Origin of the sequence: Longilinea arvoryzae, from assembly GCF_001050235.1 — a bacterium.
Classification (GTDB): domain Bacteria; phylum Chloroflexota; class Anaerolineae; order Anaerolineales; family Anaerolineaceae; genus Longilinea; species Longilinea arvoryzae.
Map to the genome: position 1 here is coordinate 1,328,768 of NZ_DF967972.1, position 24,465 is coordinate 1,353,232.

A 24,465-nucleotide genomic window follows, 5' to 3' on the forward strand; every position below is an offset into this window, starting at 1 on the left:
GAACCGCCATGACCATGTTATCCGTTGTCATCCCGGCTTATAACGAAGAAAAAGGTATCCTCGAGATTATGGAACGCGTCCTGACCATTCGCGAAGGGCTGAAAGAAGCCGGGGTGGATGAGATGGAACTGCTGGTGGTGAACGACGGCAGCCGTGACCGCACCGCCGAGGTGGCCGGCGAACTGGCCTGCAAACACGATTGCGTGCGCATCATCTCGCATCCGCACAACCGCGGCTACGGCGCGGCTCTGAAGACCGGATTCGCGCAGGCCAAAGGTGAACTGGTCGGCTTTTTGGATGCGGACGGAACCTATCCGCCCGAATATTTCCCGCAGTTGTGCCGCGAGGCTTTGAACGGCGCCGAACTGGTCATCGGATCGCGCATGGCCGGTGCTGACAGCCGCATGCCGCTGACCCGCCGCCTGGGCAACGTGATTTTTGCCACGCTGCTCAGCCTGCTGGGCTGGCAGCGCGTCACCGACAGCGCCAGCGGCATGCGCGTCTTTCGCAAGGACACCCTGGCGCGCCTTTCGCCGCTGCCGGATGGACTGAACCTGACGCCGGTAATGAGCACGCGCGCCGTCCATGAAGGCATCAAAATGGTGGAGGTGGCCATCCCCTACAGTGAACGGGTGGGCCGCTCCAAGCTGAGTGTGCTGCGGGATGGGCGTATCTTCCTGACTTCGATGGTCTGGACGGTGCTTTCCTACAATCCGGTGCGCGTGCTGGGCATCGCTGGCCTGGTGGGCGTGGGGGTTGCCGCGCTGGTGGGGCTGGGGTTGGTCATCGCCCGATTGAGCGGCGTGACCGCCCTGTCGCCGTGGGGCGTTTTTAGCCTGTTCACCGGCCTGGTGTTGGGCGTGGCAGGCATCAGTTTGTTCGCGCTGGGAGCGACTTTCAATTACCTGGTATCCTTGTTTTATAAAGAACCCATCCGCCAGGGGCTGTTCGGTAAACCGGTGTTCAAAAAGCCGCTCGAATTACAGTTCGGCTGGATGGGATTGGTTGCCTTTGCTGCCGGATTGGGGATTGGTATCGTCAGTCTGGTGTTGAGTTTGAGCGGCTGGGAAATTGCCCGCCTGTGGTTGTATCTGTTGGGCGGGGCCCTGGCCAGTCTGGTTGGCATTCAACTTGTGATCTACTGGCTGCTGATCCGCGTTTTGGAAGATTTGAGTCAGCGGGATGTGCTGGCGCGCGCGGACATGCAGGTGGAATGATCACGGCTTATCTGTAGGTTTCAGCTCATTTGGAGGTTTACGATGGACGAACCGCTTGAAGTTGCAAAGGATTATCAAAATCTTGGCACGCGCCGGATTGCCAAATTGCGCGAGGCCAATTTCCCGGATGCCGATCCGATGGTGCGGGCGGGCATATCCAGCCAGAAACGTTCGCCGGATGCGGTGGATATCCTGCTGGTCAACCCGCCTTCCCCGGACGGCGGCATCTGGATTCGCTCGCAGCATCGGGTTGGGCGGCGCTCGCGCGAAAACATGGTCTGGCCGCAGGTCTCGCTGGCTCAAATGGCCGCCATCCTGCGCGACCAGTACACGGTCAAGGTGCTGGACTGTATTGGCTCGAAGATCGATTGGAAAGCGTTCGTTGGCCTGCTGGACAAATACCAGCCCAAATATTACATGACCCAGGTGACGGCGCCGACGCTCGAAAACGATATGTACGGCACCTTCCTGGCCAAAAACCGCGGTGCGAAGACGATTGCCTTCGGGACGCATGTCACCCCAATCCCCGTGGAGACCATGCAGGGTTTTGCCACGCTCGATTTCGTGCTTTTCGGCGAGCCGGACCTGACCATCCGCGACCTGCTGGACCATCTGGAGGGCAAGACCGATCAGCGTCCGCCCGAAATCCAGCGCATGTTCGACAAGGAAATGGGCTACAAACCTTCGATCGTGGATGGCAAACCCGATCTGCACGGTGTGCGCGGCATCGTCTGGCGGGACGGCGACCGGATCGTCAAGAACATTCCGCGGCCGTTCATCGCCGACCTGGACGATCTGCCCATCCCGGCCCACGAATTGCTGCCGCTGCAAAGTTACAAAATGCCGATGATGAAAGGTCCGTTCACCTTCATTGTCACCGGGCGCGGCTGCACGGCCGGCTGCACGTACTGCATCAAGCACGTGTCGTATCAATACACGGTGCGCCTGCGCTCACCGCAAAAAATCGTGGAAGAACTATGGGTGCTCAACAAACTTGGCATCCACAACATTCACATGTACGCCGACCTGTTCACTGTCAGCCGCGACCAGGTGGTCGAGCTGTGCAATCTGATCCTCGAGCAGGGCTTGAAGATCCACTGGACATGCAACAGCCGGGTGGATTATGTAGATGAAGAGATGCTCGCCCTGATGGCCAAAGCCGGCTGCTGGTTCATTTCCTGGGGCATCGAGAGCGGCAACGAGCAGATCCTTAAGCACGCCCGCAAAGGCGCCTATCCGGACCGCGCGCGAAACTCGCTGGCCCTTTCGAAGAAGGCCGGCATCAACAACTGGGGTTACTTCATCATCGGCCTGCCCGGTGAGACCGAAGAGACCATCCGCCAGACGATCGACTTTGCCAAGAGCCTGCCGCTGGATATTGCCCTCTTCCACATCGCCGCGCCGTATCCCGGCACACCCTTCTTCTTCGAAGTGGTGGAAAACGGCTGGTTCCGCAAGGACACCCGCTGGGAGCAGGTCGATATGGACAAGGAAACCGTGCTGGATTATCCGCACCTGCCGGCCGAACGCTTGATGTACTGGCAGAAGCGCGCCTGGCGCGAATGGGCGCTGCGGCCCGGCCCGGCGCTGACCTACCTGAAGATGTTGTTCTCGGATCCGTCCACTTTCACCAATGCGGTTAGCGTCGGCCTCCAGCACCTGGCCTGGCAGGTCGGCCAGAAGTAACCTGGTTATTTCTTACGGCATCCGGCAACCAGGCGGAAGGGTGGATTTGGAAAGAGAATTTTGGATCGAGCTTCGTAAGGACGACCCCGCCCCCATTTTGGGGGCGGATTTCAAGCCAATCCGTTTCAGTCAAATCGGCTACCTTATCGTACATCGGGAGGTTCACCTATGAACTCTGCTGAAGAACTTCTGCGCAAATACATTGCTGACAACATCTTGTTTAGCAACAACGGATATCCGCATGCGGACGATACCTCATTTCTGGAAAACGGCATTGTCGATTCGATGAACGTGCTCGAACTGGTCATGTTTGTCGAGCAGAAGTTCGGCGTCAAGGTGGAGGACGCTGAAATCGTGCCGGATAATTTCGATTCGATTGCCAAACTGGCCGCTTTCATCCGGCGCAAACAGGAACTCACGGCGGTCTGATCGACGGATTTAATTTCAATCCGGGGAGGGAAAAATGAATACAGCGGATTATTTACTCGAAAAAGGCAATCCGACCGATCTGGTACTGTTGAGCGATAAATTCCGCTACAGCTACCAGGATTTGCGGCAGGCCTGCGCCCGGCTGTACGGTGAACTGGCCATGGCCGGCGTCGATGCCGGCGACCGGGTGGCAATTCTGGGAGGAAATTCGCTGTTCTGGGCGGCGGCCTACCTGGCGACGCTGAAACGGTCGGCCGTGGCGGTGCCCTTTGCCGTCACCATGACGCCCGAGGACGCCCTGGGGCTGCAAAACTTCGTGCACTGCAAGGCGCTGTTCATCGAGCGGCGCATGCACGCCAAATTCGCCGCCACGCTGCCGGCCGATCTCACCCCGATCTTCGACGATTGCCTGGAGGAACCTGGCCCGTCCGAATGGCCGGAAGCGGAAAAAGAGTTCGACCTGAATCGCGATGCCGCCCTGATGTTTACATCGGGCACCACCGCGCGGCCGCGCGCCGTGCGCATCACCCACCGCAACATCCAGGCCAACACCAACTCGATCATCGAATACCTCGAGTTGAGCAGCGCTGACCGCATCATGGCGGTGCTGCCCTTCTATTATTGCTTTGGCACCTCCCTGCTGCATACCCACCTGCGCGTGGGTGGGTCGCTGGCGGTGGCCAATTCCTTCGTCTACCCCGAATTGGTGCTGGACCTGATGGAATCGGCCGAATGCACCGGCTTTGCCGGCGTCCCCTCGACTTATCAGACACTGCTGCGCAACTCCAGCTTTCCACGCCGCGAATTGAAGTCGCTGCGCAAGCTTCAGCAGGCGGGCGGCAAACTGCAGACCGTACTGATCGAAGAGCTGGTCAATTCGGTGCCGCAGGCGCGCGTCTTCGTCATGTATGGCCAGACCGAAGCCACGGCCCGGCTCTCTTACCTGCCGCCCCAGATGTTGTCCACGAAACTGGGTTCCATCGGCCAGGGCATTCCGGGGGTGACGCTGCGCGTGCTGGACGACGACGGCAATCCGGTCAAGCCGGGCGATGTGGGCGAAATTTACGCCTCAGGCGACAACATCTCGCCGGGATATCTGGACGAACCCGAAGCCAACGCCGGAAAATTCATCGCCGGGGTGCTCAAGACCGGCGACCTGGCCACGGTCGACGAGGACGGCTACATCTATGTCGTCGACCGCAAGGCCGATTTCATCAAGTCCTACGGCTTTCGCGTTTCCAGCCAGCAGGTCGAATCGGTCATCCTCGAGTTGAAAGAGGTGGTGGCGGCGGCCGTAATCGGCGAACCGGATCTGGTGCGCGGCGAGGCCATCAAGGCGTTCGTGGTGCTGCACGAAGGTTCGGAATTGTCGGCCGAGGAGATCATCGCCCATTGCGGGCGGCGCATGGCGCACCACATGGTGCCGCGGGATGTGGTATTCATCGCTGCCCTGCCGCTGAACGCAAATGGCAAGGTGGTCAAGACCGAGTTGCGAAAACTCTCGGCCGGCTGAGCCAGGAGGGGTTGCATGTGCGGAATTACCGGTATCATCAACCTGAACGAACCTGAACCGATCCGCGAAGAGACGCTGCGCGGCATGTTGGGTATGCTGCGCCACCGCGGTCCGGATGAATTTGGTATTTATCGCAGTCCGTGGGCCGGATTGGGCAGCGCCCGCCTGAGCATCCTCGACCTGAGCGGCGGGCAGCAGCCCATTTCCAATGAAGACGGCAGCCTGTGGATCGTCTACAACGGCGAGGTGTTCAATTACGTCGAGCTGCGCCCCAGACTGGAGGCGCTCGGCCACCGCTTCACCACCCACACCGACACCGAAGTCATCCTGCACCTGTACGAGGAATACGGTCCGGACTGCCTGAGCCAGCTCAACGGCCAGTTCGCGCTTGCCATCTGGGACGAACGCGAGCGTAGCCTGTTTCTGGCGCGCGACCGCATGGGCATTCGCCCGTTGTATTACGCGCTGCCAGGCGGGCAATTCCTTTTCGGTTCGGAGATCAAGGCCATGCTGGCCCACCCGGCGCTCACGGCCGAAATCGACCCGGCCGCGCTGGCGCAGGCCTTTACCTTGTGGAGCGTGCAACCGCCGGCCAGCATTTTTCGCGGCATCCAGTCGCTCCCGCCGGCGCATTACCTGCGCCTGAAGGACGGGCGCATCGAAATAAAGGCTTACTGGAGTCTGGACCTCAGCCAGGAAATGGACCCTGACCAGCCGCTCGCGCCGGCGCTGGAGGAATTCAAGAATCTGTTGATCGATTCCACCCTCATCCGGCTGCGCGCCGACGTGCCCGTGGGAGCCTACCTTTCAGGCGGCCTGGATTCCTCGCTGACCACGGCCATCATTCGCAAGTACACCCAGAATCACCTGGAGACGTTCTCCATTGCCTTCTCCGACCCGCAGTTCGACGAGAGCAGTTACCAACTGCGCATGGCCGAAACGCTGGGCACCCATCACCATGTGGTCTATGCCACCCATGAAGAGATCGGCCGGGTCTTTCCACAGGTGATCTGGCACACCGAAACACCCATCCTGCGCACCGCGCCCGCGCCCATGTACCTGCTTTCGGGGCTGGTGCGCGAACACGACATGAAAGTGGTCATCACCGGCGAAGGCGCCGACGAACTGCTGGGCGGTTACGATATTTTCAAAGAGATGCTGGTGCGGCGCTTCTGGGCGCGCAACCCCGAGTCAGAGATGCGCCCGATGCTGCTGACCCGCCTGTACCCGGATATCGCAGCGTTGAACAGCCCGGGCCGGGCTTATCTCAAGGCGTTTTTCAAGAAGGACCTGAGCCAGACCGATTCACCCTTCTATTCGCATTCCATCCGGTGGGGCAACGGTTTACGGCTGCTGCGTTTTCTACAGCCGCAGCCGCTCGCCAGCCTGGCCGAGCAGGCCGCCGCCGTGCCCCTGCCGGCCGGTTTCGACCATTGGTCGGCGCTCGCCAAGGCCCAGTACCTGGAAATGACAACCTTCCTCTCGCCCTATCTCCTCTCTTCGCAGGGCGATCGGATGGGAATGAGCCATTCCGTCGAGGGGCGTTTCCCATTCCTGGATGTTCGCGTGGTCGAGTTCTGCAACCGGCTGCCCGCGCAGTGGAAAATGTATGGCCTGACCGAAAAATGGTTTCTGCGCCAGGTTGGGCGCGAATTGCTGCCCGAGGAGATCTGGCGGCGCGTCAAACGGCCGTATCGGGCGCCCATTCACCGCAGTTTTTTCAACGCGGACGCGCCGGAATATATTCAGCGCCTGCTTTCGGCCGAAGCCCTGGAGGAAAGCGGCCTGTTCAACCCCATCGCTGTGGGGCAATTGGCGCGCAAGGCCGCCAGTGGCGCGGCGCTGAGCGAGGTGGATGATATGGCCGTGGCCGGCGTTCTCTCCACGCAGCTTGTTTACGATCAATTCGTTCAGCATTTTTCCACCCGCAAAGCCTCCCTGACTGCCGCCGACCGGGTGAGAGTGATCGACCACACCGCGGAGGTGCATCCGTTATGAGCGAGACCCAATCCAAACTTGCATTCAACCGCCGCTCCCTGGAACTGGATGCGGCCGGCGAAGTGAACCGAATCGTGACCTTCCTGCAGGAAAATGTGCTGCACCGCCTGCACCGCCAGGGCGCCGTGGTGGGCATCTCCGGCGGCATCGATTCGTCGCTGGTGCTGGCGTTGTGCGCGCGCGCCTTTGGCCCGCAGCGCGTGGTGGGCATCCTGCTGCCCGAGCGTGAATCCAGCCCCGAAAGCGCCGACCTGGCCCACCGCCTGGCCGGGCGCTTCGAGGTGCAGACCGTCACCGAAGAGATCAGCGCCGCGCTGGATGGGGCGGGGTGTTACCGGCGCCGGGACGAGGCCGTCAAGCGCGTTTTCCCGGAATTCGAACCGGATTGGAAATCGAAGATCACCCTGCCGGGCAACCTGCTGGAGGAAGACCGCCTGAATATCTTCTCGCTGACGGTGATCAAACCGGACGGCAGCGAGCAAACCCAGCGCCTGCCGCTGCGCGAATACGCCCAGATCGTGGCCTCCTCCAATTTCAAGCAGCGCACGCGCATGGCCATGCTGTACTACCATGCCGAGCTGCGCAATTACGCTGTGATCGGCACGCCCAATAAGAACGAACGGGACATGGGATTTTTCGTCAAGTATGGCGATGGCGGCGCGGATATCAATCCGATCGGCCACCTGTTCAAAAGCCAGGTATTCCAACTGGCGCGTTTTTTGGATGTGCCGGTTGAAATTCAGCAGCGCCCGCCGACCACGGATACTTATTCCGCGGGCAGCACGCAGGAAGAATTCTTCTACCGAATTCCGTTCAATATCCTCGATCTGGTCTGGTTGGGTTACGAGCGCGGCGTGGATCACGCTGAGATCGCGGGCGCGCTGGAGCTGACAGTCGAGCAGGTGGAACGCGTCATCGCCGATATCGAACGCAAGCGTCGCGCCACCGAATACCTGCGAACACAGCCCATCAACCTGGATTAGCTCGCGCCGCGGGTTGGAGAGGAAAGAAAAATGCATTCAAAGATCCGGCATATGTTTGGCTGTCTCTTCAGATTGCTGGGGGCTGCCTGTCTGGGGGCGGGCCTGCTTGGAGGAATGGTTCACCCGGCCCAGGCGCAGGCCAGCATCGACGGCTGGTCGCAGCCGGTCAATTTGTCGAATTCCGGCGAAACCCAGGCGCCGATCATCACCGCAGACAGCAGCGGCGTATTCCATGCTTTCTGGTTGGACCGCCAGGCCGGTTTTTTGTATTCGCACACCACCTCCACCGGTTGGACCAAACCGCGTCCGGTGATCTTTCCGGTCTCGCGCGAGACGATTCTGAGCCGCGATTTGACCGGCATCGGCCTGCCGGTTTTGATCAGCGCCCCGCGTAACCGCGAATACCTTTTCTGGCAGTCCGACGGGGGACTGCGCTATAGCGTTGGCAGCACCGCGAACGGGCGTACATTGGAGGACTGGCAGGCCGGCGGATTCGTGTCGAGTTCGGTGGCCGATTATGATGCCATGGTCGATGCGGACGGCGTCCTCCACCTGGCTTACGTGCAACCGGAAGATCTTTCGGGAATGCCGGCCGGCGTTTATTATTTGCGCTCCCTGGATTCGGGCGGCTCCTGGTCTTCGCCCAGGCAATTGTACAGTTCGTCCTATTACCGCAGTCTGTTGCAGTTGGACCTTTCGACGGTTCCGCCCAAGAACTCCGTGGATATCGCGGTGAACCAGGTTGGCGATGAGAAGACGGTTTTCGTGGCCTTCGACAACCAACCCCGCAATCGAGTCCTGGTGGCGCGTTCCCTGGACGGGGGTACGAAATGGGAAGAAGCCGTCGAGGTGGATGGCCCTTCGGTAACCTCCGGGGTCTCCTCTCCGGGGGATATTCACGTCAGCGCGCTGGGTAAGGATGTCGTCCTCACCTGGCAGGTGAAGCAATCCGATACGGTGTGTTTCTCCTACTTCCGCAGTTCCAGCGATAGCGGCTCGAAATGGAGCGCCAACCAGCGCATGAATACGCCGTTCCCCGGCTGCGCCGATCAAACCAATTTCATCACGGGATACGGTCCCGATTCGGTGCTGGTCACCTCGGCTTCCGGCCTGGTCTACCTTTCCGCCTGGAATGGCGAAGTGTGGAGCGATTATTACCTGCAGCCCAGTCTGTCCTCGTTTACCGACCCGGAAGCGCTGGATACAGTGACCTTCGGGTTGACCGGATTCGCACTCAGCGGAACGGACCAACTGGTAGCCATCGGTTTCGACAGCGGTTCGGGTAAAGATACCTGGGTCCTGACCCGGTCGCTTAAGGATATCCCTTCCTGGTTCCCCTCCCAATTGGGTTGGAAGGCCGCCGAGACGCTGCAGACGCTCAACGAGAAGGTCTCTGATTTGCAGATCGTGGGCAATGGCAGCCAACGCCTGCACGCTTTCTGGACGCAGGATGAAATTCTGACTGTCGAAGCCGGAGCGCTGGTCCAACCCGTGGCCAGCCAGGTGGTCTATTATTCCTACCTCGAGAACAACCGCTGGAGCGTGCCCACGATGATCCTGCGCGCCAGGCAGACCAGCGTGGCCGCCGGAACCGCGGCTCAAACCAACGATGTCGCCCGCTTGAGTGTGGCGATGGGACCGGATGACCGCCTGTGGGCCGTCTGGCAAAACAGCCCGGGCGGGGATACCTACTTCAGTTGGGCGCGCGCGTCCGCAGCCGGTTCGGTCAATGAGTGGTCTGCCTCCCAGGCGATCGCCACCATTCCGTTGAACGCGGGCGGGTATTCGGTTGTCATCGACCGCGGCGGGGTCGTGAATGTCGTTTATTCCGTCCCGGTCAATGAAGGCCGCGGCGTTTTTCTCGTCCAATCCTGGGATCAAGGCGCCACCTGGTCCAATCCGATCCAGATCTTCGATGGCGCCGCCGCCGGCTGGCAAATCGTCTCCAATCCGGTGGCAGCCGTCGCGGTGGACGGCAGCCTGTATGTTCTATTTGGCCAACAATCGGCGGCCGGCTTCGGCAGTATCGACGGCCTGTCCGCGGCATTCTCGAAGGACCGCGGAGCTGCGTGGAGCGGAGCCGAATCGGTGACAACGGAGCAGGTCCTCTGGTATCAGGTTCTGGCGCAGGACGCCAGGATCATTCACCGCTTTTGGATGGAAAAAAGCGCGGATAACCAGATCCTGCTTCTGCACCAGTTTTCCGGGGACGGGGGCGTGTCCTGGGGGCGGGTGGAAAGGATATCCGATTCGCGGGATGAACCCCGGAAAGTCAGCGCCGTGTTTGATAGCGCCGGGCGCATTCATCTGGTTCAGCTCATCGAGGACCAGCAAACAGAACACCTCCTGCTGGAATACTGGCTATGGGATGGGGAAAGCTGGAACGCCTCCGACAACCGCGATCTGGGCGCCGGCGTGGTGGATGACGTGGCCTCCTTGAGTACCGGGATCACGCTCGAAGGCGCGTTGGGGACTCTTCTCAGCCGCTCGGTTGCCGGAAACGATCCTTATCACCTTGAAACGATGCTTCTTTCGGTCAACCGGCTGGTTGAAGTCCCCAAGGTGGTCTCGACCGCGCTGCCTCCTTTGCCGACCGAAACCGCTCTTCCGCTGGTGAAACCGACGGCCACTCAGGCGCCAACGCCGACGATCGACAGCGCCGTTCTGCAACAGGGCTCGCCCTCCAGCGGCGGGGGCACGCTGGGCGGCCTGATCATCGGCCTGATTGCCTCGGTTCTGGTGGTCGGCGGTGGATTTGGGTATGCGTTCTTCCGTTTGCGCAAGCGCAATGGGGGCTGATCCGGCCCGCTTCCATTAACATTAATGACCACTAAACATGTCAATCCATCCGGTATAATAGCTAGTATCTTGGGCCTGGTTTCGGTGTTAATGGCGCCCGGATTTTCGGACGAATAAACTGAGCAAAACGGCATTTTCAGGTAGCTCCTTCGCCGCTTCTCATTCCTCACTTCATTACAGCTTTCATCGCCATACCTTTTTTTGCCTGCCTTGAGCCATTCATTAAGGAAGCGTGTTTATTGTTGCCCCTGCCTTCGCGCTTCGGGGATGGACGCCCGGGGAATGCAAAATTTGGAGATTGATGGCAAAACTGGATCGTAGAAAATTCATCAAGATCACCGGCTGGGTTACTTCCGCAGGCCTTGCGCGTATTCTCGCGCCGGGGCTGCTGGTGGGAAGCGCGGCTGCCTGCCAGGCTCAACCCCCGGCGCAGCCTCCGACTTCGACCGCTGGCTCGCAATCCATCGATCCAACGGCAACTGTAAGCGGCCCGGCGACGGCGCTGCCGCCCACCAACACCGCCGTCGTGCAGCCATCCCCGACCGCCGGGTCGGCGCCAAAGGCAGATTTCGGTCCGCGGGTGGTGCACGTGCGCGCCGGCGCCGCCACAAAATGGAGCGGGCAGGAACGCTACTGGGAACACGTCGATCCACAGGTCGTCGGCGATATGGTCGATCGGGGCCTGCAGGCGCTGACCGGCCAGTCCACCTCGGCCGATGCCTGGCGCAGGATCCTTTCAAATTACCAACCCGGGCAGGGCATCGTCATCAAATTGAACTTCAACAACACGCTGGCCGGCAACTGCAGCGCCGTCAGCGGGCAAATCAACGCCCTGCCGCAGCCGGCCAACGCGGTGGTCGCCGGTTTGAAATCCATCGGCGTTGATGAGCAGGATATCTGGTTCTACGATGGGGTCAATCGCTATATCCCCGAATATTTTGCGGCCGGGATTCGCTACGGCAACGTCCAATTCTTCGATAAATGCCATCAACCGGTCACCTATGACAGCCGGGATGCGGACGCGATCGTTTCGTTCAGTCCTCCCCAGGGGATTCCAACGCCAGCCAGTGAGAAGATCGCCGATGTGCTGGTGCGGGCACGTTATCTGATCAACATGCCCATTTTGAAAAATCACGACTGCGCGGGTATTTCACTGGGTTTCAAGAACCATTTCGGCACGGTCGATAACCCGGGCGGAATGCACGGCCATGTGTTTCTCGTTTCAGCGTGCGGCGGCGGTTTCTACTCGAACTACAGCCCCCTGGTGGATCTCAATCAGAATGCGCACATCCGCCAGAAGACCGTGTTGACCATTGGGGATGGGCTGTGCGGCGCCCGGGGCAGCCAGGAAGCCTGGCCGAGCGCCTGGTCGACCTTCGGCGGGTCCCTGCCGAACAGCCTGTTCTTTTCGACCGACCCGGTGGCGCTGGACTGCGTGATGGCGGATCACCTGCGCGCCGAACCGGGGGCCGGCGTCATGGCTGGCGCCGATGAATATCTCAAGTTTGCCCAGGACGCCGGAATGGGCGTCTATGAACGCGGCGACCCATGGGGTGGGGGTTACCAGCGTATCGATTACCAGAAGATCGTCTATTAATCCACCTTTCTGCGTGTCCTTTGAATGAGGAAAGGAATTAGATAGGATAAATCGTCCATGAGTTTAGCGAAAATGAAAAGAACGGCGACCCTCCTCCTGCTGCTGGCTGCACTGGCCGGCGTATTTAGCAGTGTTCAGGCGGCAGGCGCCCGGCAGGATGTGGCTCCGGGGATGACCGAAACCCCGACCTCCACGGCAACACCCGGTGAGATCAGCCCGACTGCGACGGTCACCGAGACCCCGACGGAGGCTATTAGCGAAACCCCGACGGAAACACCGACTGAAACCCCGACAGCCACGCTTGCGGTAGGAAATCCGGAGAACATCGATTCTCCTCTGGCAATCCCCACCAACGAGTGGCCCCAGGTGCAGCGCGATTCTCTGCACACCGGTTATTACCCGGCGGCTCTGGGAACGAACTTCCAGGTCGCCTGGCATCATGCTTTCCAACCTGAAAAAGTCTATCCACAGGTCCAGGCCATCGTCTCGGCCGGCAAGGTCTTTGTTGGCACCGAGATGGGCAACCTGTATGCCTTCAATTCCACCAACGGCAGCCAGGCCTGGAAGTACACGGCTGGCGCGCCCATTCTGAACAGCGTCGCTTCGGACGGCACGCGGGTCTTCTTCGGCGCCATGGACGGCGCGATCTACGCCCTGGATATTGCCTCGGGCGCGCTTTCCTGGAAAACCCAGCTCTCGCAGTTCCAGGGTTTCTCCACAGCGCCGGTCATCGCGGACGGCAAGGTGCTGCTGGGCGGGCGAAACGGCATTTTCTACGCGTTGAATCCTTCCACCGGCGCGGTGGTGTGGTCCTATAACGTCGGCTCGCCCATCCTGCAGACCGCGGCCTGGAACGGCGGTAAGGCTTATTTCGGCGCCATGAACATGTACGTCTACGCGCTGAACACCAGCAATGGCAGCCTGGCCTGGAAGAGCGCGCGCATCCCCGGCATGGCCTTCAAGGATTACTGGCCGGTGGTGAACAACGGGATGGTCTATGTGCGCCCGATGACCTACGGGTATATTGGTTTTGAATCTTCGGATTATTCCCAGATCCTGAACGCCAGCATGCAGAATTCCCTGCTGGCGGATTACGCCGCCCATCCGGCCAACTATTCGCCTTCGCTTTTCCGTTTGAACGAAAGCGACGGCAGGATGGCCACCATGGTCATCCATTATTCGTTCCAGACCATGAACGGCGCGACCGCGCCGCCGTGCATCGACCGGGATGGCTATATGATCATGCCGGCCTGGGCGCCGAACCATCAAAACTTTACCGGTTGGGCGCGTTTGAACGTTTCCAGCCGCATTCTGGTGGACGCGCTGGTGGATAGCAGCAATAACACTGCCGGAAACGGCAATCCGGATGAAAACATGGCGGTGACGTGCTCCAGCAATCTCATCCTGGCCATGCACATCGAGGAAGAAAACGCCAATTTTACCGGCTTTTTCAATCTGGATACGCGGCATTGGACCCGCATTAGCCCGGGCTGGTCAAACCAGCAGATGGCCAATAATACCCAGGGGGGTGGCGCAAACCCTGCCAGTATCGCAAATGGCATGGTTTACCACATTTCGAAGTACGAGCTGATCGCCCGTACCACCCAACCCTAGGATTAATGATGATCAAGCGTGGAAAATTTCGATTTATCGTCCAGCTTGGGCTGGCTTTGGCATTTCTGATCTCCAGCGCGGGGATGATCCCCGTGCATGCCCAATCGACGCAGACCCTGAACCCTTCCTCCTGGCAAACCTCCTCCACCGGCCTGCGCACGACTCAAAATACTTACGCCCAGACCGCCGGGCTGGGATTTGTGGTGACGTCGCAAAGCTGGCCTTACCTGACCCTGCACGGCGGCGTTAAGGACGCCGGCGCGTACATCGGGTATCGCCTGATGGGCCCCATTGGCATCCCGCTCGGGCAGGTCAAAGTCAGCGGCGCCTCCGGCAGCCTTGCGGCGCAGACGACCGATTGGTCTCACAACCAGTTGACCTATTCCTACGGCGGCGGGCAGATGCAGTTCTATGTCAGCCGAATGTCGGCGGCGGTTGCCCTGCAAACCGGCGCGACCTCGCTCACCCTGTTCAACGGCTCTCTGCCGCGCTACGCCATCCAGAGCGATCATGTCGCCCGCCTCTCGGATGGGGCGGCTTACCCGAAATACGTCGCCTATTCCAGCGGCGGCGCAGTCCAGGTGAAGGCGCTCAGTTCTTCGACCACCTCGTTGAGCGGCCTGGACGCCAACTGGGCCCTGGTCTGGTACGGCAACAACAGCCATTTCGTCGATACGCGCCGCCCGCTTTCGTACGACTGGACGCTGCTCACATCGGATGCCTACCAGGCCGACGCCCCGATGCTGCTGGTCTTCCAGAATAAACCCACATCCATCAAGCAGGCCTCCGGCGGCGGCGTCGAACTGGCTTTTTCGAGCGCGGCCGGGGTCATGTCGATCCTGCCGTTCGATGGACGCCTGACGCGTTCAACCACCGAAACGGAAAGCTGGGCCGGCGGCCTGCCGACCGCGGTAAAGAACAAAATCACCTGGTGGGCCGCCCGTTCGTGTGAATTTCCGTTGAGTGTGGCGGAAACGTACGGCTACGACGCCCCGACGGACACGACTTCGATCACCGAGAACTTCAATTTCCTCACGGTCTGTTCGGGCGGGATCCGTCTCGCGCCGCTGCCGGCCACGGTTGCGCTGGCGCGGGATGCGTTGCCCATCACCTTCTCCGGCAATGTGGTCGACGGCGGCCTGAGCACCGAATTCGGCCCATCCCAGGGCATCGAAGGCGTGGGGTCGTACACCTGGAGCATGAGCGGCCTGAGGGATTACGTCGATAATTCGCGCGAGGTCCAGGATGGCGGCGTGCCCGCCGAATTGACCGACCGCCTGAACGCCGAGGTTCAAAAGGTGGTTTCCTCCGGGCATTACGCGCCCTGGATTTTCCTGGACGGCGTTCCGAATCACCGCAGCCGCGGGGATGTGTACTGGGCCAATCCGGCGGACGGCCTGCTGCACCTCATCGAGGTGGCCGACGCGGTCAGCGATCCCACGCTGCGCACATCGCTGGTCAACTACATCAAATCCGAACGGGCAACCTATCCTCCTGAAACGGTCTACAACCTGAGCGTCACCCAGGGGAAACTGCGCGGGCCGTTTTCGACCATGGACAGCATCGTCCAGTATTACTGGAATCCGAAGGCGACCGCTGACGACACCCGCCAGTGGTCCTTCCTCCAGGATGTGCCCCTGTATTCCTTTTACGCGCTCGCGCGCTATTACAGCCTGACGGGCGAGGTCGTCCCGGCGTCCACGTGGTCGAAGGCCCAGGAGACGCTCGATCGGGATATGCGCGAGCAGGATTGGGGGACGTTCTACTGGTTTGCGAATTATCAGGACCGGCGGGTGGCGGTCGAGAACGCCAACCGGCACTTCGCCGGCATGATCGGGTTCGTCCGGCTGGCGGAGATGACCGGCGACAGCGCCTCTGAAAACCTGGGGCGGGCCCTGCTCTTGAAGGCTGCCGCCATGCGGGCCGGCATGGGGCGCTACGCGCGCTACCTGGGCGCCACCCAACTCACCCAGATTCCGGCTTCGCCGGATTGGATGATGGTCAACCGCAACCATACCTTCATTGGATATCTGTATAACTATTCCTGGGCGAATGAATACGATGACTCGCGCCAGGTGATCTACCTGAACCAGTTCGCAGTCGATCTCAACGATTATAACTACCTGCAGGAGGTCTACAACCACCTCCGGGATGACCTGGATAACCCGCGCGGGCAGGATTCGCCCTCCCTGGCGGCTTTTCGGGACATGGTTCCGGAGCTGGGTAAGTTCCTCAAGGATTGGTCGTGGGAGGACGCGGACGTGGTGGTGCGCAAGGTGCAGGATCTCTGGCCGCAATGGTACGCCGCCTATGCAGAAGGCACCCTGGGTTGGGAGCATAATCTGGCCCACCCGGTGGATTCGTTCCAGATCTTTATGGCCAAAGCCTGGATCGAAGACGCCACGCCGGAAGAGTTGGGCCGGTACGCCGATATTTCATGGCTGGACGACGGCGACTTCTTCTACATGCAAAAACTGGCCGAAGCCGTCAAAGCCTACCGCGGCGTGGCGTGGAGCGGATCGGATTCGCTCACGCTGAGCGCAATCCCCGGCGATGGGTACCTGCTGCTGCGCTGGAAGATCGTGCCCGACCAGGACGAGGGCTATACCTGGCGGATCGATATTTCCGGTCCGGGAGCGCCGTCGCCCATCAGCGGGCTGCCGTTCGCGACCCGCTCGTATCTGATTACGGGTTTGAAGAATTATCAGAGATATACCCTGTCCATCAGCGCGGTCGATTCGACCGGAGCAGCCATCCTGACCTCACCGACCGTGACCGGATTCCCGAGCGATATCCTGATCTACCTGCCCGCGATCTCGAAAGGCTGGCACTAGAGGTATCTTATGGTGAAAAAAATCTCACGCAGACAGTTTCTGCTTTCCCTGCTTGGCGCCGGCGCAGCCGGTCTGACCTGGTCCAAAACAAAAGGCGTCCCCTTTTCAGTCGAAAGCGCAGGCGGCAACACCGTCTACCTGCCGTTTATCTCCAAAGCCAGCCCCACCCCGCCGCCGGGCACCGGTCACGGCGTGGTGCATGTTCACCACAGCAGCGTTTCCACCTGGAACGGAAACTCAGGGGACTATTGGAATTACGTCAATCAGGCGAAGACCAGCCAGATGGTCGAGCAGGGCCTGATCCAACTGACGGGGAAGAGCACGGCCGCCGCTGCCTGGCGCGCCCGCCTGCCAAATTATCAGGCTGGGCAGGGAATTGCCATCAAGGTCAACTTCAACAACACGATTTCTTCCGGATGCAGTGCTGCGCCGACCGCGATCAATGCGCTGCCGCAGGTCGTCAACGCGGTGATCGCCGGGTTGAAATCGATGGGCGTGGCCGAAAGCGATATCTGGATCTACGACGGCGTCAGCCGCACGATCCCAAATTACTTCTACAATATCGTTCATACCCCCTATCCGGGCGTGAAGTTTTACGATAAATGCCACACCCCGGTTACCTATAACAGTACGGATGCATCCGCGACGGTGAGCTTTTCACCCCCGGCCGGGGTACCGCAGCCGGCCGCCGAGAAAATTGCAGATGTGCTGGTCAACGCCCGCTATTTGATCAACATGCCCATCCTGAAGAATCACTCCTGCGCGGGTATCACCCTGGGTTTCAAGAATCACTTTGGCACCATCAACAACCCGGGCGGACTGCACAGCCACGTCTTCTACGAGGATTCGTGCGGCGGCGGCGCTTATTCCAACTACAGCCCGCTGGTGGATATCTACAAGAACGCCAACATCCGCAATAAGACCGTTCTGACCATCGGAGACGGCATTTTCGGCGCACTGGGCGCGGAGGATGCCCGGCCTTCCTTCTGGACGACCTTCAACGATCAGGTTCCGCAGAGCCTGTTCTTCGCCGCCGACCCGGTGGCCATCGACAGCGTGATGGCTGATTTCCTGCGCGCCGAATGGGGTTATCCGACCGGTTCGGATCGATACCTCCAGTTCGCCGAAAACGCCGGTCTGGGGGTGTACGAGCAGGGCGATCCGTGGGGCGGCGGTTACTCGCAAATCGATTATTACAAGGTGAATCTGTCCTGAACGCGGGGATGTGAATTCGGATATCTAGACCTGACAAAAGAATAAGCCCAGGCTTCGAGCGACCCGATGGGGGATGTCCAGCGGTCGCTTTTGGCATTCGGTAAACCATTTTCACTCGAACAGCAAAATTCAAACCAGGAATCGATCCAGTGACAAAGAGACTCTTCTGGCTGAATGGCATTGCAATACTCGCCGTTGTACTCAATCACGCAGTGGGTTGGGGATTCACCGCCCTGTTCTGGTGGACCGATCGCTACCGCGCGGTCAGCGTGCCCAATTTCGACGCGCTGGGATCGCCCACCTACGACGTGCTGCTGGTTCTCAAGCAATTGACGCCCTTCAGCGTGCCGGCTTTCCTGGTCGTTTCCGGCTTTTTCATCGCCTTTGCCGGCCGGGCCGGGTTAAATTGGAAGATGATCGGCGCACGTTTGAAGAATATCCTGATCCCGTATCTGATCTGGTCGCTGGTACTGATCGGAATGGACTTCGCATTGGGTCAGCCGCACCCCATCTCCGTGATCCTGGTCAAGCTGCTCAGCGGCGATGCCAGCCCCATTTATTACTACGTTCCACTGATCTGCCAGTTGTTCCTGCTTTCTCCGCTGTTGGTGCCGCAAATTCGGTCGGTCCACTGGAAGAAAATCCTGCTGGCGGCCGCCATTTTGCAGGCTTGCACGCTGGCCTGGAGCTATCTGGCGCTGTTCCGGGTGGTTAACTGGAAGCCGAACTGGTTCTTCGGTAACCTGATCTTTTTCTTCGTCTCCGGCATTGCGCTCAACTTTCACGCCGATGAGATACGGCCCTGGATTCAGGCGCGGCGGAAATGGTGGCTGGCCGGGTTGGCGGTGTTTTCGGTTCTGACGGTGTTCGAAACGGAATGGTTCTATCGAACGTATGCCATCGACTGGCGGGGCGGGGTGGAAACGATTGCGGCCACGCTCTACACCTTTTCCTTCCTGCTGACATTCATCGGTTACGATCAAATCCAACTTCCGCAGGCGACTTTATTCTATAAATTGGGCCAAATGGCGTACGGCATCTATCTGCTGCATCCCATCGTGTTGATGCTGGCGGCCAAATTTATGTATCACGCTGCGCCGGCCGTCCTCGGTATACAGTTCCTTTTCGTGCCGATTCTGTTCCTGGCGGGCATTCTCGTTCCCTGGCTGGCGATGTGGGTGGTTTCCCGCACCCCGCTGCGGAAAATGTATGCTTACCTGTTCGGTTAAGACGGATTACGGTGTGAAAGGTGGATCAAAAGATGGCAACCAATCCTCAATCCCCTAAAAGGTCCCGCAGAATCTTCCTGGCCGTCGTCGGCGGAGTGCTGGCGCTGGCGGTGCTTGGCCTGGCGGCCTTTCGCCTGATCAGCGGGAAACCGCTCGGCATTCGCTACTTCGTGGAGGTGCAGACCTGGCGGGCGGCCTCGCTGGTGAAGGCCGTGGCGCATGCGCGGGATGTCCAAAGCCAGAGTAAGGGCGCGTACACCAACGTGATCTTCCTGCACCATTCGGTGGGCGACAACCTGATCCAGCAGACGGATTTTCGCGCCCAACTGGCGAACGCCGGCCTTTCCCTGTGGGACCATGATTACAACTATTACGGCCTGAGAGATTCAGCGGGAAATTCCACCGGCTACAACTATTTCATCCCGGATGACAATACCGACCCGGACGGGCTGGCAGCCCTGTTTTCGCAAAAGGTGTACGGCCTGCCGGTCAACGCCATCAGCGGATTGATGCAGCATGAAGTGATCGTTTTCAAATCCTGTTTCACCGGCAACGTCCTCGGCGACGACCCGCAGGTCGAACAGGTGAAGGGTTACTATGAAACGGTGCGCAGTTTCATCGCTGCCCATCCTGAAAAACTTTTCATCCTGTTGACGACCCCGCCGCTCAATTCGTCCGAGGCGGACGCAGCCATGGGGGTCCGGGCGCGCTCGATCGCCGACTGGTTGATGTCCGCCGAATTCAAAGGGGATTTACCCAACCTGGTCGTCTTCGATCTCTATGACCGCCTGGCGGACGGCGATCCGGCTTCCCCGCAATACAACCGCCTGCGCAGCGACTATCTCGAGGGCAGCGACAATCATCCCACCGCCCGGGCCAACCAGGATGTGGCTGCGGAACTTTCCGCGTTCATCGTTCAATCCATCCAGGATTTCCGCAGCCGGCAGGAGTAGTCCCGCCGTACCGGCTCCCCTTTTCTTGAGGCTTTTATGAGCAAAACGGTTTCGCGTTTCTGCGCCATTCTGATCTTAATCATCGTCTCCGGTTTGTTCCCGTTGGGAGTGAAACCTGCTGCGGCGCAATCTGCTCCGGTGGCATGGTCGCAGCCCATCCGGCTCTCGGATCCGAATTATCAATCCTGGCCGCCGGCCATTGCCGCCGACATTGCCGGAAATGTGCACATCCTCTGGTCGCAGTCCATGTTGGCGGATGGAACCGCCGGGAATGGCGACACGCTCTATTACGCACGCTGGAACGGTGAAAAATGGATTGGGCCGGTCGATGTGTTGGTTTCACCCGGGGATGGGCTGGGCGCTGAATATCCTGACCTGGCGGCGACTCCGGACGGTTACATCCATGCCATCTGGGGCACGGGCGGGCGCAACAGCCAGTTGTTCTACGCGCGCGCCCCGGCCTGCTGCGCGGACGATCCGCTCAACTGGTCGAAGCCGATTTCGCTGGGAATCGCGATCAATCAAACCAGCGCCATTGCCGGCGATTTACAGGGAAACCTGTATGTCATCTACGCTTCCCTGGATACGAATGACATCGTTTTTCTCCATTCGACGGACAGCGGCGAAAACTGGGATAAAGCGGAGAGCATCCCGGGCGGTACGCGCCGCGAGGATGAATATCCGGCTTACCCGCGCTTGTCTGTGGATGAGAGCGGGCGCATTCACGTGGTCTGGTCGATTCTGCCCTATCCTGGCCGGGCGGTCATGTATTCGAATTCGAACGATGGCGGCAAAACCTGGAAGGATCCGGTCATCATCGATCAGATCGAGCCGAATGAGTACCAGGCGGACTTTGGCCCAACCCTGATCGACGTCGAAGCGGTTGGCAGGAATGAGGTTCACCTGACCTGGGACGGCGCGCCGACCGTCGAGCGTCACCACGTCTGGTCGAAGGACGGCGGTGAAACCTGGTCCGAGCCGGATACATTCATACCCGAGTTGACCGGCGGCGGCCGCGCGTTATGGAATGATATGGCCGCCGACAGCCGCGGGGTGCTGCACGCGGTATCGATCAAACAACCCTGGCACGCGCAGTGGATTTCAGGAGGCTGGTCGGCTTCCACGGCCATCGGGCAGCGCGGTTTTGCCGAAGATATGCGCATCGTGGTCAGCGCCGGAAACGAACTCCATGTGGTCTGGTTGGAAGTACGTCAGGGTATTCCCAGCACGGTTTATTACGTCAGAGGCATTTCCTCCGCGCCGGCCGTTCCATTGAAGAAACTGCCCGTGGCGGCATCCGAAACCCCGCTGATCCAACCGACGGCGACCGGCGCGATCGAAAGTCCAACCCTGCCTGCGCCGACGCCGCTTTTCGCCGATGCGCCTGCGGCGGATACCGCATCCGTCGACAGCCCGGCCCGGGGCGTGTTCTTCGGCGCCCTGGCGGTCCTGGTCTTTTTGGGGCTGGTGGCCTATCGCACCTGGCGCAGGAAACGTTGATTCCTTTCTTTCCTTCTCCACTACAGGACTCTTCCCATGGATCTTTCCATCGTTGTGCCGGTTTACAACAGTGAAAAAAGCCTGCCCCAACTGATCGAAAGGCTGGCCGCGGTTCTCCCGCAATTGGCCGGCCAATTCGAGGTCATCCTGGTGAATGACGGCAGCCGGGATGACAGTTGGAATGTGATTCGCGCCCTGACGGTGCAATATCCCTGGGTGTTCGGGGTCGATTTGATGCGCAATTACGGACAGCATAACGCGCTGTTGTGCGGCATTCGCCAGGCGCGTTACCCGATCACCATCACGATGGATGATGATTTGCAGCATCCGCCCGAGGAGCTGCATGTTCTGTTGGAAGCGCTGAACAACGGCTACGACGTCGTCTATGGCCGGCCGGCGCAGGAACAGCATAATTTCCTGCGCGACCTGGCTTCGAAGATCACCAAGATCGCGCTGCAAAGCGCCATGGGAGCTGAGACGGCCCGCAACGTCAGCGCGCTGCGCGCCTTCCGCACCGCCTTGCGGGATTCCTTTGTCCAATACCTGGGCCCATTTCCCTCGGTGGATGTGCTGCTCACCTGGGGCACCAGCCGTTTCACCGCCGTGCCGGTGCATCACGAACCCCGCAAATACGGCGAGTCCAACTACACCTTCGGGAAGCTCGTCCGGCATGCCATGAACATGATGACCGGCTTCAGCATCGTACCGCTTCAATTGGCCAGTTGGATTGGTTTCATCTTTACCATTTTTGGCCTGTTGGTGCTGGCCTATGTCATCGGGCGCTACATCATCCTCGGCGGAAGCGTTCCGGGCTTCCCTTTTCTGGCTTCGATTATCGCCATCTTCTCAGGGGCGCAGTTGCTGGTACTGGGCATTATGGGCGAATATCTGGCGCGCATGCATTTTCGGCTGATGGACCGGCCAACCTATACTGTACGCCAGCAATCAGCCCGGCAGACTGAAGGGCAGCATGGACGCGGGTGATCGAGTCCGGTTTTTAACCTGGGACTCAGATTTTTTCAACCTGCGCATCGCGCGCATCCAGTCCGATCGCCTGGACGCGGCCGGCCTGGCGGAAATTTTCGCCTGGCGGCAGGCCGAAGCCGTGGATTGCCTGTATTTTCTCGCCGATCCCAACCATTCCGAATCGTTGAGGTTGGCCGAGAGCCACGGGTTTCGGTTGGTCGATCTGCGACTGACATTGGAATGGCGCGCTGAGGGTCAGGCGCCGGAGATGCCGCCGGAAGTGCGTCTTTTTCAACCGCAAGATCGGGCGGCGCTGCGCGCGATCGCGCGCGTCAGCCATACCGATTCGCGTTTCTATTTTGACGGCCATTTCGCGCCGGAAGACTGCGACCGGTTGTATGACACCTGGATCGATAAGAGCTGCGATGGCTATGCAGACGTGGTGCTGGTCGCGGATGTGGGCGGACAGGCCGTGGGGTACATGACCTGCAGCCGGGAAAACGGCGAGGGAATCATCGGCCTGGTCGGCGTTCACCCGGACTATCAGGGGCGGGCGTTGGGGAAGGCCCTGGTCCATTCATCCCTGGCGTGGTTCGCCGGACAGGGATTGAACCGGGTATCCGTCGTTACGCAGGGGCGTAATATTCGGGCCCAGCGCCTGTACCAACGCTGCGGTTTTCTGAGCCGGTCGGTTCAATTGTGGTTTCACTGGTGGAATGAATCCCGCTAAAGGATCAAACGATGCAATCCAACCCGAATCCCATCCAAATCCCATTCAACCGCCTCAGCCTGGTCGGAAGTGAAATCGAATACCTGCAATCGGCCATCCAGAGCGGGCATGTTTCGGGCGACGGCAGTTTTACAAAGCGCTGCCACCAATTGCTCGAAAGCAGCCTGGGCAGCGCCAAAGCCCTGTTGACGACTTCCTGCACGCACGCGCTGGACATGTCGGCCCTGCTGTTGGAGATCGAACCCGGCGACGAGGTCATCGTTCCCGACTTCACCTTCGTTTCGACGGTGAATGCCTTCGTGTTGCGCGGCGCGCGCCCTGTTTTCATCGATGTGCGCCCGGACACGCTGAACCTGGACGAACGTTTGCTGGAGGGCCTGATCACCCCGCGCACCCGGGCCATCCTTCCCGTCCATTATGCCGGGGTGGGCTGCGAAATGGACTCCATCCTGGAAATTGCCGGCCGGCACAACGTCCCGGTCGTCGAGGACAATGCCCACGGCCTGTTTGGAAAATACCGCGGTCGCTACCTGGGCACCTTTGGCTGCATGGCGACGCAAAGTTTTCATGAGACGAAGAACTTTTCGTGTGGTGAAGGCGGCGCGCTGCTCATCAACGATCTGAAATACGTCGAGCGGGCCGAGATCATTCGCGAGAAGGGCACCGACCGAAGCCGTTTCTTCCGCGGCCAGGTGGACAAATATAGCTGGGTGGATATCGGCTCCAGCTATCTGCCGTCGGATATGCTGGCGGGCTTTCTGCTGGCCCAATTGGAGAAACGCGAGCTGATCCAGACCCGGCGCCAGGCCATCTGGGAGACCTACCGGGATGCGCTGGACTACTGGGCAGCGGCCATCGGAGCGACGCTGCCGATGGTGCCGGCTTACTGCGAACAGTCCTACCACATGTTCTATCTGTTGATGCCGGATTTGGATTCACGCCAGCGCTTCATTGCCCACCTCAGAGAACGTCAGATCCTGAGCGTTTTCCATTATCTACCGCTTCACCTGTCTGTGATGGGCCAGAAGTTCGGCGGCCAACCCGGCGACTGCCCGGTGACCGAAGATGTCAGCGACCGCCTGGTGCGGCTGCCGTTTTTCTACTCCCTTGCGGAAAATGAACAGAACCAGGTGATCGAAGCCGTTCTGTCCTTCGAGGGCTGATGGGCGCAATCCTTAACGAACCCGAAGATATGGAACACC

At 59.9% G+C, this 24,465-nt stretch carries 17 protein-coding genes; all 17 read left to right on the forward strand.

Going from position 1 to position 24,465, the window contains the following annotated elements:
* Positions 1-8 precede the first annotated feature (8 nt).
* The 17 genes from LARV_RS05995 to rffA all read left to right on the forward strand — a co-directional run bounded on the left by LARV_RS05995 (position 9) and on the right by rffA (position 24,426).
* Entirely contained in the window at positions 9-1,217 is a 1,209-nt protein-coding gene (locus LARV_RS05995) for a glycosyltransferase family 2 protein (RefSeq protein ID WP_075072776.1), read from the forward strand.
* 42 nt (positions 1,218-1,259) lie between these two features.
* Positions 1,260-2,903 carry a B12-binding domain-containing radical SAM protein gene (locus tag LARV_RS06000; RefSeq protein ID WP_075072777.1) on the forward strand — a complete coding sequence of 548 codons (1,644 nt, stop codon included), beginning with the start codon at positions 1,260-1,262 and terminating at the stop codon, positions 2,901-2,903.
* Between the two features lie 168 nt (positions 2,904-3,071).
* Positions 3,072-3,332 (forward strand): acyl carrier protein, encoded by a 261-nt coding sequence (locus tag LARV_RS06005; protein ID WP_075072778.1) that lies wholly within the window; start codon positions 3,072-3,074, stop codon positions 3,330-3,332.
* 34 nt (positions 3,333-3,366) lie between these two features.
* Positions 3,367-4,845, forward strand: a complete 1,479-nt coding sequence (locus tag LARV_RS06010) for a class I adenylate-forming enzyme family protein (RefSeq protein ID WP_075072779.1) — start codon at positions 3,367-3,369, stop codon at positions 4,843-4,845.
* Between the two features lie 15 nt (positions 4,846-4,860).
* Complete coding sequence (gene asnB, locus LARV_RS06015) at positions 4,861-6,843, forward strand: asparagine synthase (glutamine-hydrolyzing) (protein ID WP_075072780.1); 1,983 nt, start codon at positions 4,861-4,863, stop codon at positions 6,841-6,843.
* Positions 6,840-7,826 carry an NAD(+) synthase gene (gene nadE / locus LARV_RS06020; protein ID WP_075072781.1) on the forward strand — a complete coding sequence of 329 codons (987 nt, stop codon included), beginning with the start codon at positions 6,840-6,842 and terminating at the stop codon, positions 7,824-7,826. Before asnB ends, nadE begins: the two co-directional genes overlap by 4 nt.
* A 30-nt stretch (positions 7,827-7,856) precedes the next feature.
* Complete coding sequence (locus tag LARV_RS06025) at positions 7,857-10,625, forward strand: sialidase family protein (RefSeq protein ID WP_075072782.1); 2,769 nt, start codon at positions 7,857-7,859, stop codon at positions 10,623-10,625.
* Positions 10,626-10,926: 301 nt separating this feature from the next.
* On the forward strand, positions 10,927-12,222 hold the full coding sequence (locus tag LARV_RS06030) for a DUF362 domain-containing protein (protein WP_075072783.1): 1,296 nt from the start codon (positions 10,927-10,929) through the stop codon (positions 12,220-12,222).
* Positions 12,223-12,279: 57 nt separating this feature from the next.
* Positions 12,280-13,836, forward strand: coding sequence for an outer membrane protein assembly factor BamB family protein (locus tag LARV_RS06035; RefSeq protein WP_075072784.1), 1,557 nt, complete (start codon positions 12,280-12,282; stop codon positions 13,834-13,836).
* 8 nt (positions 13,837-13,844) lie between these two features.
* Positions 13,845-16,670, forward strand: coding sequence for a fibronectin type III domain-containing protein (locus tag LARV_RS06040; protein ID WP_075072785.1), 2,826 nt, complete (start codon positions 13,845-13,847; stop codon positions 16,668-16,670).
* A gap of 9 nt (positions 16,671-16,679) precedes the next feature.
* On the forward strand, positions 16,680-17,885 hold the full coding sequence (locus tag LARV_RS06045) for a DUF362 domain-containing protein (RefSeq protein WP_075072786.1): 1,206 nt from the start codon (positions 16,680-16,682) through the stop codon (positions 17,883-17,885).
* Between the two features lie 149 nt (positions 17,886-18,034).
* Complete coding sequence (locus tag LARV_RS06050) at positions 18,035-19,114, forward strand: acyltransferase (protein WP_075072787.1); 1,080 nt, start codon at positions 18,035-18,037, stop codon at positions 19,112-19,114.
* A gap of 32 nt (positions 19,115-19,146) precedes the next feature.
* The gene (locus LARV_RS06055) at positions 19,147-20,067 is read left to right on the forward strand and encodes a hypothetical protein (RefSeq protein ID WP_075072788.1); all 921 of its coding nucleotides are present in this window, start codon (positions 19,147-19,149) and stop codon (positions 20,065-20,067) included.
* Between the two features lie 36 nt (positions 20,068-20,103).
* Positions 20,104-21,567, forward strand: a complete 1,464-nt coding sequence (locus LARV_RS06060; protein ID WP_075072789.1) for a sialidase family protein — start codon at positions 20,104-20,106, stop codon at positions 21,565-21,567.
* Positions 21,568-21,603: 36 nt separating this feature from the next.
* The gene (locus LARV_RS06065) at positions 21,604-22,551 is read left to right on the forward strand and encodes a glycosyltransferase family 2 protein (protein WP_075072790.1); all 948 of its coding nucleotides are present in this window, start codon (positions 21,604-21,606) and stop codon (positions 22,549-22,551) included.
* Positions 22,538-23,263 carry a GNAT family N-acetyltransferase gene (locus tag LARV_RS06070; RefSeq protein ID WP_075072791.1) on the forward strand — a complete coding sequence of 242 codons (726 nt, stop codon included), beginning with the start codon at positions 22,538-22,540 and terminating at the stop codon, positions 23,261-23,263. The genes LARV_RS06065 and LARV_RS06070 overlap by 14 nt, the downstream gene beginning before the upstream one ends.
* Before the next feature lie 11 nt (positions 23,264-23,274).
* Positions 23,275-24,426 (forward strand): dTDP-4-amino-4,6-dideoxygalactose transaminase, encoded by a 1,152-nt coding sequence (rffA, locus tag LARV_RS06075; RefSeq protein WP_075072792.1) that lies wholly within the window; start codon positions 23,275-23,277, stop codon positions 24,424-24,426.
* The last annotated feature ends 39 nt before the right edge of the window (positions 24,427-24,465 follow it).